The 12,918-nt window shown below is 56.3% G+C and carries 13 protein-coding genes; all 13 read right to left on the reverse strand.

From position 1 onward, the window contains the following. Positions 1-8: 8 nt before the first annotated feature. Positions 9-800 (reverse strand): acyl-ACP--UDP-N-acetylglucosamine O-acyltransferase, encoded by a 792-nt coding sequence (lpxA, locus tag ACF8YQ_RS11310; protein ID WP_011785995.1) that lies wholly within the window; start codon positions 798-800, stop codon positions 9-11. Then, entirely contained in the window at positions 800-1,237 is a 438-nt protein-coding gene (gene fabZ, locus ACF8YQ_RS11315) for a 3-hydroxyacyl-ACP dehydratase FabZ (RefSeq protein WP_011785996.1), read from the reverse strand. Before fabZ ends, lpxA begins: the two co-directional genes overlap by 1 nt. Before the next feature lie 11 nt (positions 1,238-1,248). Then, positions 1,249-2,274 carry a UDP-3-O-(3-hydroxymyristoyl)glucosamine N-acyltransferase gene (lpxD, locus tag ACF8YQ_RS11320; protein WP_396621431.1) on the reverse strand — a complete coding sequence of 342 codons (1,026 nt, stop codon included), beginning with the start codon at positions 2,272-2,274 and terminating at the stop codon, positions 1,249-1,251. 41 nt (positions 2,275-2,315) lie between these two features. After that, on the reverse strand, positions 2,316-2,813 hold the full coding sequence (locus tag ACF8YQ_RS11325; RefSeq protein ID WP_396621432.1) for an OmpH family outer membrane protein: 498 nt from the start codon (positions 2,811-2,813) through the stop codon (positions 2,316-2,318). Positions 2,814-2,856: 43 nt separating this feature from the next. Continuing rightward, positions 2,857-5,175, reverse strand: coding sequence for an outer membrane protein assembly factor BamA (gene bamA / locus ACF8YQ_RS11330; protein WP_224850338.1), 2,319 nt, complete (start codon positions 5,173-5,175; stop codon positions 2,857-2,859). Positions 5,176-5,220: 45 nt separating this feature from the next. Further along, the gene (gene rseP, locus ACF8YQ_RS11335) at positions 5,221-6,570 is read right to left on the reverse strand and encodes an RIP metalloprotease RseP (protein ID WP_396621433.1); all 1,350 of its coding nucleotides are present in this window, start codon (positions 6,568-6,570) and stop codon (positions 5,221-5,223) included. Between the two features lie 49 nt (positions 6,571-6,619). Next, positions 6,620-7,804, reverse strand: coding sequence for a 1-deoxy-D-xylulose-5-phosphate reductoisomerase (gene ispC, locus ACF8YQ_RS11340; RefSeq protein WP_396621434.1), 1,185 nt, complete (start codon positions 7,802-7,804; stop codon positions 6,620-6,622). Next, positions 7,801-8,646: a phosphatidate cytidylyltransferase gene (locus ACF8YQ_RS11345; protein ID WP_396623296.1), complete on the reverse strand. Its 846-nt coding sequence runs from the start codon at positions 8,644-8,646 to the stop codon at positions 7,801-7,803. Before ACF8YQ_RS11345 ends, ispC begins: the two co-directional genes overlap by 4 nt. A gap of 19 nt (positions 8,647-8,665) precedes the next feature. Beyond that, positions 8,666-9,436 (reverse strand): polyprenyl diphosphate synthase, encoded by a 771-nt coding sequence (gene uppS, locus ACF8YQ_RS11350; RefSeq protein WP_023011000.1) that lies wholly within the window; start codon positions 9,434-9,436, stop codon positions 8,666-8,668. Positions 9,437-9,498: 62 nt separating this feature from the next. Beyond that, positions 9,499-10,056: a ribosome recycling factor gene (gene frr / locus ACF8YQ_RS11355; RefSeq protein WP_031210096.1), complete on the reverse strand. Its 558-nt coding sequence runs from the start codon at positions 10,054-10,056 to the stop codon at positions 9,499-9,501. Positions 10,057-10,125: 69 nt separating this feature from the next. Continuing rightward, the gene (gene pyrH / locus ACF8YQ_RS11360) at positions 10,126-10,854 is read right to left on the reverse strand and encodes a UMP kinase (RefSeq protein ID WP_011786005.1); all 729 of its coding nucleotides are present in this window, start codon (positions 10,852-10,854) and stop codon (positions 10,126-10,128) included. A gap of 181 nt (positions 10,855-11,035) precedes the next feature. Further along, positions 11,036-11,905 carry a translation elongation factor Ts gene (gene tsf / locus ACF8YQ_RS11365; protein ID WP_396621435.1) on the reverse strand — a complete coding sequence of 290 codons (870 nt, stop codon included), beginning with the start codon at positions 11,903-11,905 and terminating at the stop codon, positions 11,036-11,038. Positions 11,906-11,998: 93 nt separating this feature from the next. After that, complete coding sequence (gene rpsB / locus ACF8YQ_RS11370; protein ID WP_011786007.1) at positions 11,999-12,751, reverse strand: 30S ribosomal protein S2; 753 nt, start codon at positions 12,749-12,751, stop codon at positions 11,999-12,001. Positions 12,752-12,918: the final 167 nt, after the last annotated feature.

Here is a 12,918-nt window from a genome sequence, read left to right on the forward strand (position 1 = left end):
CGGCTGGCTTAACGGATGATGCCGCGATCCGCTCCCTTGAGCGAGTCAATCAGCGGAAGAACCTCAGGAACATCGGCAAAGTTGCGCTCCAGCTCTTCGATGGCCTGCTCGGTCGTCAGGCCCTGGCGATAAACCACTTTGTAGGCTCTGCGGAGACTCAGGAGCGTATCCTTGGCAAAACCACGTCGCTTCAGCCCTTCCACATTCATACCGTGAGGCTGGGCAGACTGGCCGCTCGCCATGACATAGGCGGGAATATCCTTGAGCACGATACTGCCACCGGCCGCCATGCTGTGGGGCCCGATATGGCAGAACTGATGCACCATGGTACCGCCGCCCAGAATGGCATGATCTCCTACCGATACATGCCCTGCCAGCGTGGCACAATTGGCCAGAATGGTATGGTTGCCGACAATACAGTCGTGGGCCACGTGCACATAAGCCATCAGCAAATTACCATTACCGATCCTGGTCTCACCCCGGTCCTGAATGGTGCCACGATGAATAGTGCAATTCTCGCGGATAACATTGTCATCACCAATGACCAGCGTGGTCGGCTCACCAGCGTATTTCTTGTCCTGGCATTCTTCGCCGATGCTGGAAAACTGGAAGATTCGGTTGTTGCGGCCAATTACCGTCGGCCCCTTGATGACCACGTGAGAGAGAATCTCGGTGCCTTCACCAATCTCCACCCCCGGACCAATATAGCTCCAGGGGCCAACCGTCACGTTATCCGCCAGTTTGGCTGACGGGTCCACAATCGCTTGAGGATGGACACCCGACCAGTCATTTGTCGCCATCAAACTTCTCTCTCAGCGGTAAGTATTTCTGCCACGCATACCACCTCGCCATCAACGAGGGCACGGCAATCAAACTTCCAGATACCGCGCTTGCCAGAGATAAACTCAGACTCCATATCCAAGCGGTCACCCGGTAAAACGGGGCGCTTGAAACGCGCTTTACTGGATCCAGCCAGATATTGTACCACGCCGTCCGACGGTTTCCGTTCCACAGTCACAAAACCAAGAATCCCCGACAATTGCGCCATGGCTTCAATAATCAGGACACCCGGCATAATCGGATTGTCCGGAAAATGACCGGTAAAAAAGGGCTCATTGAACGATACATTCTTGTACCCCTTGATCGACTTCCCTTTTTCGACCTCAGTCACCCGATCCACCAGCAAAAAGGGGTAACGGTGCGGCAGGTACTCCAGAATTTCATCGATGTGCATCATCTTGATTGGCCTCAGCCCTCTAATTTCTTTTCCAGTTCTTTGATCCGTCGCGCCAGAGCATCCAGTTGACGAAAACGGACGGCATTTTTCCGCCATTGGCGATTGGTATCCGCACTGGTGCCGGAGGAGTAGACCCCCGATTCACGAATATCACCGGTTACCAGGGTCATGCCCGTGAGGTGAACCTGGTCAGCTATTTCAAGGTGACCAGCCACGCCAGAGGCGCCACCAAACACGCAGTGATTGCCAATCCGGGTGCTACCTGCAATTCCGACTTTGGCCGCCATTGCGCTGTGATCACCAATCTGTACGTTGTGGGCAATCTGAATCAGATTGTCCAGCTTCACGCCGTTACCTATTGTGGTGTCGTCCAGGGCGCCACGGTCTATGGTGGTATTGGCACCAACCTCCACATCGTCGCCCAGCACCACGGCACCAAGCTGCGCGATGCGGTGCCAGACACCTTTTTCGTTGGCAAAGCCGAAGCCGTCGGAACCAATCACCGCACCACTGAGAATGTGACAGCGCTTACCGACAACCACATCATGTGCAAGCGTGACCCGGGGCCGAAGGATACTGTCGTCTCCGATACTCGCTCTCGCCCCGATAAAACCGCCAGCACCGATTGCTACGCGCTCACCAATACAAACCCCGGCCTCAATCACAACATGCGGGCCTATGGATGCGGATTCGGGAATACTGGCAGACTCATCAACCACGGCAGTTGGATGAATGCCCGGGGAAGCCTTGGGAGCCGGATCAAACCAATGACTGAGTTGAGCATAGCCCAGGTAGGGGTTGTCCAGTAACAGGACATTGGTCGGAACATCCTCCGCCGCAGCCGAGGACACAATCACCGCTGACGCCCGGGTATCTCTCAGGTATTTGGCATAGGAGGAATTTGCCAGAAAACTGATCTGGCCCGGGACAGCCGCCTGCAAGGTGGCAAGCCCGGTAATACGGATATCGGGGTCTCCCCGGAGGCGCGCTCCCAATGCCTCGGCAATCTCCTGCAGCCGATAGGACTTCTGTGTCATCGTTTTCTCCAAACACAGGGGCCGGGGAGCCCCTTTCTACATCACTGGTTCAGTTTTTCAAGCAGTTGTGTGGTCAGATTCATCTCCGGCTTAACGTAAACCACCGCTTCGCTGGGCAGAATCAGATCAAGGTCATTTTCTTCCAGGAGTTCCTTCACAGCGACGTCTACCTCAGGGCGCGCACCTTCCAGAAACTGCTGCTTGCGCTGGTTAACGGTGGCGTCGAGGCGTTGCTTGAGGAAATTAAACTCCTTTACCTTTTCCTGAAACTCGGAGGCCAACTGATTACGCTCGCTCTCGTTCATCATGGCGCCGTCCTTTTCCAGCCGATCCTTTAACTTGCGGGCGGCCTCCTGAGCTTCACGCACCTGGGCTTCGTCGCCGGCAAAATCCTGCTGGAGTTTTTCGCTGAAGGCCTGGGCATCATTGGAAGAGAACAGGGCCTGGCGCAGATCCACCACACCAATACGGGTCTCCGCCGCCACCTGGGCCGAGAAGGCCATAAGAGCGGCGGCAAGGATAGTCATCAAACGGGTCATCAATCTTCTCCTTTGTTTCATTCTTTCTTTTTTTATAGCCCGGTCAGAACGTCTGCCCCAGTGAGAACTGGAAGACCTGGGTGTCGTCACCGGATTTATCATTCAGCGGCTTGGCCAGACTGAAAGCCAGCGGGCCTACCGCAGTGATCCACTGGAAACTGACACCAGCCGAAGTCCGCACTTCACCTAACTCGGGATCAAAACCTCTCTCTGTATCAAACACCTGTCCGGCATCAACAAAGAAAGACGTGCGCATCGAGCGGGAGTCTCCTGCAAAAGGCGTCGGGAAGATCAACTCCAGCCCGCCTTCTGTCAGAACGTTACCACCGAACGGATCGGGATCCGAGAAGTCGCCTGCTGCACGCTCCGCCTTGTTACCCAAAGAGTTTGCTTCATATCCCCGAACAGAGCCATAGCCCCCGGAATAGAAATGCTCGAAGAACGGCATCTGACTGCGGTCACCGTAGCCGTCCCCATACCCGATCTCCGATCGCGCTCTGAAGACCCAGTTGGCGGAATCCGTCAGCGGGAAATAGAAATCCGTTTTGTGGGTCGCCTTGTAGAAGGTCAGGTCACTGCCTGGAACAGCGACATCCAGCGACAGGGAATGACTGTAACCCTTGGTCGGCAGTACACCTCGGTTGAGAGTACTCCGCCGCCAGCTACCAAACAGGAAGTAATTGGTGAACGAATCGCCTTCGTCGGCGATAAAATCGCGAACTTCCTGAGCTGAGAATACACCCGGCTTAATGTTTGATTGGGTAACGCCAGCACCGAAGTTCAAACGAGTGATGGAGTCTGTCGGATACCCGAACGTTACCCGACCACCGTATTCATCCAGCAGGTAGGAGGAAATATCCTCTTCCTCGTAATCGGTCTCACGGGCAAACAAACTGAAGCCCCGGCTTACCCCGTCCACCGTATAGTATGGATCCAGATAAGACACATTGGCGCTTTTCACCGAATCGCTGACGTTCACACCAAACGAAACGCGCTTGCCGGTACCGAAGAAATTGTTCTCCGAGACCGAGGCACCCAGGATTACGCCGGAATTTTGCGAGAAGCCCACCGACGCGGACAAGCTGCCCGTTGGTTGCTCCTGCACGCTGTAGTTCACATCAACCAGATCGTCGGTGCCGGGTACCGGAACCGTTTCGACATCGACCGTCTGGAAAAACCCAAGGCGCTCGAGACGGGTTTTGGAGAATTCGATGCGGTCGGACGAGGCTACCCCACCCTCCATCTGGGTCATTTCCTGGCGCAACACCTCATCCTTGGTGGACACGTTGCCATCGAAGTTCACCCGGCGGACATAGGCTCGCTTGCCGGGCTCCACGAAGAAGGTAACAGCAGCTGTATTGTCTTCACCCGGCTCAGGTACCGCGTTGACGTTGGCGAACGCATAGCCTTCGCGACCGAGCCGGAACGAGAGCGCTTCGGAAATCGCCGTCATCTGTGCACGGGAGAATACATCGCCTTCTTTAACCGGAATGAATTTCCGTAGCTCTTCCTCGCCGACAATCAGCTCACCCCGCAAACGAATATCCGAGATGGTGTACTGGGGGCCTTCATTAACGGAAATGGCAATAAAGACTTCCTGCTTGTCCGGCGAGATGGACACCTGGCTGGATTCAACGTTGAAGTCCAGATAGCCGCGATCAAGATAAAACGAACGCAGAGACTCCAGATCCCCGCTCAGACGTTCCCGGGCGTATTTATCTTTGTTGGTCAGCGAGTTCCACCAGCTACTGGTACGCAACTCGAAGAGGCCGATGAGTTCTTCATCACTGAAATCTTCGTTCCCAACAATATTGATGTGCTGAATGGCAGCGACAGAACCCTCGTTGATGTCCAGGCGAATGGCAACACGGTTCCTGGGTAACTCTTCCGCGGTGGCTTTTACTCTTGCGTTGTAGCGGCCCTGGGCGATGTAGGAGCGAAGGATCTCCAGTTCCAGTTTCTCCAGGGTAGCACGCCGAAATACCTGACCTTCCTCCAGGCCCGCACCGGCCAGGGCATCCATCAGCATCTCGGTTTCGATATTCTTGTTACCCTCGATCTCAATGGAGGAAATCGACGGGCGTTCACGCACCGACAGAATCAGCACGCCTTCATCACGACTGGCCTGAATATCCGTAAACAATCCGGTCCGAAACAGATCCTTGATGGCGTCGGCCAACCGGGTCTCGTCCATACGCTCGCCGATGTTCACCGGAAAAGCCGAAAACACAGAACCCGCTGAAACCCGCTGAAGGCCCTCTACCTCGATATCCGCAACCGTGAATTCATCCGCCAGCGCTGGCTTTATACCGGTTGCGGTAATTGCTAGGCCAACGGCTACAGCTAGAAGGGAACGTCTCATTCAGTTATTTCGCCTGGTTAATGTGCGGTAAGGAGCCCGCAATTCTCACAACCGCATCAGGTCGTTGTAAAGAGCAAACACCATTAAAGTCAGTATCAAAGCCATACCGATTCGTAATCCAAAGGCCTGGGCCTGCTCGGAAAGTGGCTTCCGGCGAATGGCTTCGATGGTGTAGTACACAATGTGCCCACCATCCAGAACCGGAACGGGGAGCAGGTTAAGCACGCCAAGACTGACACTCAGATACGCCAGAAAGCGCACAAAGTCTTCGAACCCCGAGCTGACACTCGCCTCGGCAACCCGGGCAATGGTGATAGGACCACTGAGGTTGGTCGGCGACAACAGCCCGGTGACCATCTTTTTAATCGCCACCAGGGTCAGACGTGTGTCGGCCCAGGTTTCGTTCACCGCATTGGGTATGGCAGCCAAAGGCCCATAGCGGACCTCCCGCAACAGATCATCGGGCCAGCTCACTGCACTTACGCCGGCACCGACGAAACCAATCACCTGACCATCTTCAAGGGTTCTCGATGCCGGTGTTACCGGTACATTCAATTCATCACCAGAGCGCTCGATGGTCAGTTCCAGAGTCTGTTCCGGGGCATTCCGAATATGCTCCACCAGAGCGAACCAGTCCGGTACCGGCTCGCCATCAACAGCCAATATGCGGTCACCGCCTTGCAGCCCGGCCGCATTTGCCCGACCATCGGCAGTCACCTCACCCAGCACCGCGGGCACATCCGGACGCCAGGGGGATATCCCGAACTCCGCCAGCGGGTTCGGAGTATCATCACTCAGGCGCCAGCCGTCCAATGGACCCGCCACAGTGCCCCTGGAACCATCCCGGGAAATCTCCAGCGAAACCTGACCGTACTCCCCCGCCCTCTCGAGCAGCCGCATGTTCACGTCTCGCCAGGAGGTCACCCTATGGCCGTCAACGGCATGGATTTCCATCCCGCTTTCCAGCCCTGCCCGTTCCGCAACGCTGCCCAGGGCCACCTCGCCAACCACCGGAGCGACCGTGGTAACGCCAACAACACTCAACACCCAGTAAGCGAGAATCGCGAACAGAAAATTGGCAATTGGGCCGGCAGCCGCAATAGCGATGCGCTGGAAAGGAGGTTTCGAGGTAAACGCCTGCTCACGCAGCTCTTCCGGTACCGGCCCTTCCCGCTCATCCAGCATTTTCACGTATCCCCCCAGGGGGATAGCCGCTACCGCATATTCGGTTCCGTGACGGTCATACCACGAAAACAGAGGCTTGCCGAACCCCACTGAAAAACGAAGCACCTTCACACCGAATCGGCGTGCCACCCAGAAATGGCCGTATTCGTGCAGCGTTACCAGAATTCCGAGGGTAAGCGCCAGTGCCAGTACGGTTTGAATGATCTGCATAGACGTTCCGGTTTATGGCTGAATGAGCGGCCTGTCAGGCCCAGGGACGTCAGACAGCCAGCAAGCTGATCTGTTCCCTGGCCCGGCGGCGAGCCTCGGCATCTTTCGCGAAAATAGTGTCAAAGCTGTCCGCCGGAACAACTTCTGTGGCCGTCAGGGTTCGCTCTATAATAACGGGGATATCGGCAAAGCACAGCCGGCCTTCCAGAAACGCCGCCACTGCAACCTCGTTCGCTGCATTGAGTACCGCTGGCGCTGTACCGCCGGCAGCAAAGGCTTCGGCCGCAAGGCGCAAACTGGGGAAACGCTGCAAATCCGGGCGCTCAAAGTGAAAACGGCCAATGGCGAACAAATCCAGGGGCGCAACACCAGCCTCAATACGCTCAGGCCAGGCCAGGCCATTGGCAATGGGTGTACGCATATCCGGGCTTCCCAACTGGGCAAGCACCGAGCCGTCGGCATATTCAACCATGGAGTGAATGATGCTTTCAGGGTGGACATGAACCTGCACGTTTGCCGGCGTGGTATTGAACAGCCAGCAGGCTTCAATCAACTCCAGGCCCTTGTTCATCAGGGTTGCAGAGTCCACAGAAATCTTCTGGCCCATCGACCAGTTAGGATGGGCGCAGGCCTGGGCCGGCGTCACCACCCGCAAGTCCTCAGCCGCAGACTCCCGGAAAGGTCCGCCGGAGGCGGTCAGAAGGATACGGGTAATACCCGCGCCATGAGGGTCTCGCACCTTGTCCGCCGGCATACACTGAAAAATGGCATTATGCTCGGAATCAATGGGCAGCAGCTCAGCCCCGTGGCGCTCAACCGCATCCATAAACAGCTTGCCGGACATCACCAACGCTTCTTTATTGGCGAGAAGAACGCGTTTCCCTGCCCGGACTGCAGCCAGCGTTGGCGCCAGGCCAGCCGCCCCGACAATCGCCGCCATCACGGTGTCCGACTCCGCCGAAGCCGCCACCTCACAGAGCCCCGTTTCTCCCGCCAGCACCCGGGTCTCGGGCATATCCGCCAACAGCGCCTTCAGGCGTTCAGCAGCTTCTGCATCGGCCATCACCGCAACGGCCGGTCGAAATTCACGGCACAGGGTTGCCAATTCATCCGCCCGGGTTCCTGCGGTCAGGGCATACACTGAAAAGCGGTCTGGATGCCTGCGAATAACATCCAGGGTACTCAAGCCGATGGAGCCCGTTGCGCCGAGAACCGTAATCGAGCGTTTCGTCATACCACGACCTGGCCGGCGGTCAACCAGCCCAACAGAGTAATCATCAGGGCAAATACCGGAATGGCCGCGGTGAGGCTGTCGATACGATCCATAATGCCGCCATGCCCGGGCAGCAGCTGACTGCTGTCCTTGATGCCTCGAAAGCGCTTCAGCATGCTTTCAAGTAAATCGCCAAGAACCGAGACAAAACCGGTCACCAGACTTGCCACCACCAGCAGCATGGCTTCCGCGACACCTGCGTTGGCCAGAAGGCTGGCCAAAATGGCGAGCAAGGCCACGGCAGCCAATCCCCCCCAGACGCCAGCCCAGGATTTGCCGGGACTGACGCGGGGGGCCAGCTTGGCTTTACCAAAGGCACGGCCGGCAAAATAGGCGCCGATATCAGCCACCCACACCACCAGAAAAATATACAGAATAACCACCAGATTATTGGCCACGTCGCCAAACTGGAAGCCGCCATTGCGAAGGTGATTCAGGCCCACCCACGCGGGCACCAGCACCATGAACCCCATCAGCGCCCTGACCGGGATAGCGCCCCAGCGTTCGGATCCGGCGGGATACCGTCTGACCAGCCAGAAACAGACCAACCACCAGGCAATCGCCAGCCAAAGCACCAACAGTGCTGGCAGGCCGCCCAGGGCATAGAGAAGTGCCGCCATAACCAGCGCATACCCGACGCGTCCGGGCTGGCTTTCGATTCCGGACATATTGGCCCATTCCCAGGCCCCTAACGTGATGATGGCGCCGGTAAACAGGGCGAACCCCAGAGGCGGAAGGAAAAAAATACCACCGATTGCAATCGGCGCCAGGATGAGTGCGGTAATGATTCGGGTTTTAAGCACGGTATTGGTCGCTTGGTCGTTATTGTTGTGCAGCGCGAGCAGCAATCTGGTCGTCGGTCTGACCGAAACGGCGCTGTCGATGGGCATAGGCATCAAGCGCCTTGAGCATTTGCTCGCTCTTGAAATCCGGCCAGAATACCTCGGAAAAGTAGAATTCGGTGTAGGCCAGGTGCCATAACAGGAAATTGCTGATGCGCTGTTCGCCTGCTGTCCGGATAAGGAGATCCGGCATGGGAAGATCACCGATACTCAGGTGCTCCTGGATCAGGTCGTCGGTGATATCTGAAGGTTCCAGCTGGCCCGCCTTCACTTGCTCCGCCACCTTACGGGTCGCCTGGGTGATGTCCCAGTGGCCACCGTAATTGGCCGCAATCACCACCGTCATACGGGTATTGTCACGGGTCAGCGCCTCGGCTTTCTCCATGTGCTCCTGGAGCGCCGGATTGAAGGCTGAACGATCACCGATAATCCGTAGGCGGATATTGTTGCGATGCAGTTTGCGGACTTCCCGCTCCAATGCGATCAGGAACAGACGCATAAGAGCTGATACTTCGTCCTTGGGCCGGCGCCAGTTCTCGCTGGAAAAGGCAAACAGGGTCAATACCTCCACGCCCTCTTTGGCGCAGGTTTCCACCACCGCCTTGACCGCATCCACCCCGGCCTTGTGGCCCGCCACTCCCTTAAGCCGGTGCGCTTTGGCCCAGCGGTTATTGCCATCCATGATAATGGCGACATGCCGGGGGCAGTTATCTGCTGCCACCGGAATTTCTGCGGTAACTTTTGCCGTCATGAAATCCTCTGTGCGGCGGGACTCCCCCGCCGCTGATCCTGCTCCTGAATGAACCCGGGCGATTAAACCGCCATCAGGTCCTCTTCCTTCGACTTCAACATCTTTTCAACTTCGGCGATGTATTTGTCGGTGAGCTTCTGAATTTCATCTTCGCCACGGTGCTGATCGTCTTCGCTGATTTCCTTTTCCTTAACCAGCTCTTTGATCATGTGATTAGCATCGCGACGAGCGTTACGAATAGACACCCGACCGTGCTCCGCATCAGCCTTTGCCTGCTTGACCATTTCTTTACGGGTCTCTTCGGTCAGCATCGGCATGGGCACGCGGATGATGTCGCCACTGGTGGCCGGATTCAGGCCAAGGTCAGACGTCATGATCGCCTTTTCAATCGTGGGCACCAGATTCTTTTCCCAGGGCGCGACTGTCAGCGTCCGGTTATCTTCCACGTTCACGCTGGCCACCTGCTTCAGCGGTGTTTCCTGACCGTAGTAGTTCACCATTACGCTGTCCAGGATCGCCGGATGGGCACGCCCGGTACGGATCTTATTGAAAGCCGAGTGCAGAGCTTCCAGGCTCTTTTTCATTTTCTTTTCGGCTTCAGCTTTGATGTCGTTAATCACGTCAGCTTCCTCAATTCGTTCGTCTGGTTCCATGCAGGAAGCCGGCACTTCAGGCGCCGGCAGCCTTATTCATTCAATCAATGTGCCTTCCCGTTCCCCGGTCACAATGCGCGTGAGCACACCGGGGCGGTTCATGTCGAAGACCCGCAGCGGCATACCGTGATCCCGCGCCAGGCAGATGGCCGTGAGATCCATCACGCCCAGCTTCTTGTCCAGAACCTCATCATAGGTCAGGTGGTCGTATTTTACTGCCGTAGGATCAAGATGGGGATCGGCCGAGTAAACTCCATCTACCTTGGTTGCCTTCAGAACAGCGTCAGCTTCAATTTCAATGCCACGCAGACAGGCTGCAGAGTCCGTGGTGAAGAACGGGTTGCCGGTACCCGCACTGAAGATGACCACGTCACCTTCCTTGAGATCCCGCACCGCACGGCGACGGTCATAATGCTCGACAATACCGCTCATGGGGATAGCAGACATCACGCGGGTACGGATGTTCGAACGCTCCAGCGCATCACGCATGGCCAGGCCGTTCATGACCGTGGCCAGCATCCCCATGTGGTCTCCGGTCACGCGATCAAGGCCTGCCGCATTGAGGGCTGCTCCGCGAAACAGATTGCCACCGCCAATCACCAGTCCCACTTGAACACCAATGCCAATAAGGGCACCGATTTCCAGGGCCATACGATCAAGAACTTTGGGATCAATACCGAAATCGTGCTCTCCCATCAGGGCTTCGCCACTGAGCTTGAGCAGAACACGCTTGTATCTGGGCTGGTTTTTCGAAGATGTCGGCATGGTGGTCCCCTTCTCGTCTGTTGGCTATCCGGCGCAAACCCGTTGCAGGCTTGTATCTGACATACTCCTCAGAAAAAGGGGTATCTCAGATACAAGCCCGCCACGAAAGCCGGGCGAACCCGGCTGACGTGGCAGACTCAGGTGGCACTGCCATGTTGTACGGCAGTGCCTCGAAGAGGAATCAGGCCTTGCCTGTGCCAGCGGCAGCAGCCACTTCAGCGGCGAAATCCACTTCTTCTTTCTCGATGCCTTCACCCACTTCCAGGCGAACGAAACCAACCAGGTCGCCACCGGCAGACTTGATCAGCTCACCCACTTTCTGGTCCGGGTTCTTGACGAACGGCTGCTCAACCAGGCTGTTTTCAGCCAGGAACTTCTTGATGCGGCCACCCATCATTTTCTCAACGATCTCAGCAGGCTTGCCTTCCATATCCGGCTGGGCCTTGATGATCTCTTTCTCTTTTTCCAGCTCTTCAGCCGGCATATCGTCAGGCTTGCCAATGCGCGGGTTAACAGCAGCAACGTGCATGGCGATGTCGCGGGCCAGCTCTTCGTTACCGGCAGTCAGGGCAACAACAGAAGCGATCTTGTTGTTGCTGTGCACGTAACCACCTACAACCGGGCCTTCAACCTTGATGATGCGACGAACAGTGATGTTCTCGCCGATCTTCTGAACCAGCGCCTCACGCTTGGCTTCCAGATCGCCAGCCATCAAGGCCGCAACGTCGGTTTCGCCTTTTTCGAAAGCAACATTCAGAACGTCGTTGGCGAAGTTCATGAAGTTGTCGTCGCGAGCAACGAAGTCAGTTTCGGAGTTCACTTCCAGAATGAACGCCACGGTGTTGTCGTCAGACACCTTGACCAGAGATACGCCTTCAGCAGCGGTACGGCCGGCTTTCTTGGCGGCTTTCAGACCGGAAGACTTGCGCAGCTCTTCAATTGCAGCTTCAACACTGCCTTCAGCTTCAACCAGTGCCTTTTTGCACTCCATCATGCCAAGGCCGGTACGCTCACGCAGCTCTTTGACCATTGCAGCGGTAATTGCAGCCATGTTCAATCCTCTTGTCTTTTCCGAATTCGGTGGGGAGATATGCCCGCATAAACAGGCGGGCATACCTTACAACTCAAACGTTAAGCCTGGATGTTACTCGGCAGCCGGAGCAGCGCCTGCAGCATCTTCGCTGACTTCAACAAACTCGTCAGCGCCAGCGCCGGCAGACTGGGAAGCTTCCAGACAGGTATCGGCAACGGCTTTCACGTAGATCTGGATAGCACGGATGGCGTCATCGTTACCCGGGATCACGTAATCAACACCATCGGGATCGCTGTTGGTATCAACAACACCGATAACAGGAATACCCAGCTTGTTGGCTTCCTTGATGGCGATACGCTCGTGGTCTACATCGATAACGAACAGGGCATCCGGCAGGCCGCCCATATCCTTGATACCACCGATGGAGCGCTCGAGCTTGTCCATTTCACGGGTACGCTCAAGGGCTTCTTTCTTGGTCAGCTTGTCGAAAGTACCGTCCTGGCTCTGGGCTTCCAGATCACGGTAGCGACGGATAGACTGACGGATGGTCTTGTAGTTGGTCAGCATACCACCCAACCAGCGGTGGTTAACGTAAGGCTGACCGGAACGCTGAGCTTCTTCCTTGATGATCTTGGAAGCCGCGCGCTTGGTACCAACAAACAGGATCTTGTTCTTGTTCTCAGCCAGAGACTGAATGAAGTTCAGCGCTTCATTCATGGCCGGAACAGTCTGCTCCAGGTTGATGATATGAATCTTGTTACGGGCGCCGAAGATGAACTTCGACATTTTCGGGTTCCAGTAGCGAGTCTGGTGACCGAAGTGAGCACCTGCCTTGAGCAGGTCACGCATATTTACCTGAGCCATGATATTTACCTTTTAGCTTCGGGTTAGTCCTCCACGCGTCCGATTGCCCCAACCAGCCTCCTTTAAACAGGAGCCGGCACCCTGGGACAACGTGCTGACACGTGTGTGAATTTGCCGGATTCGTTTCCGGCGGGCGCGTTTATACCATATCTGCCAGGCCAAACGCC

The sequence above is a fragment of the Marinobacter sp. W-8 genome, assembly GCF_044342215.1.
In the GTDB taxonomy this organism is placed as follows: domain Bacteria; phylum Pseudomonadota; class Gammaproteobacteria; order Pseudomonadales; family Oleiphilaceae; genus Marinobacter; species Marinobacter nauticus.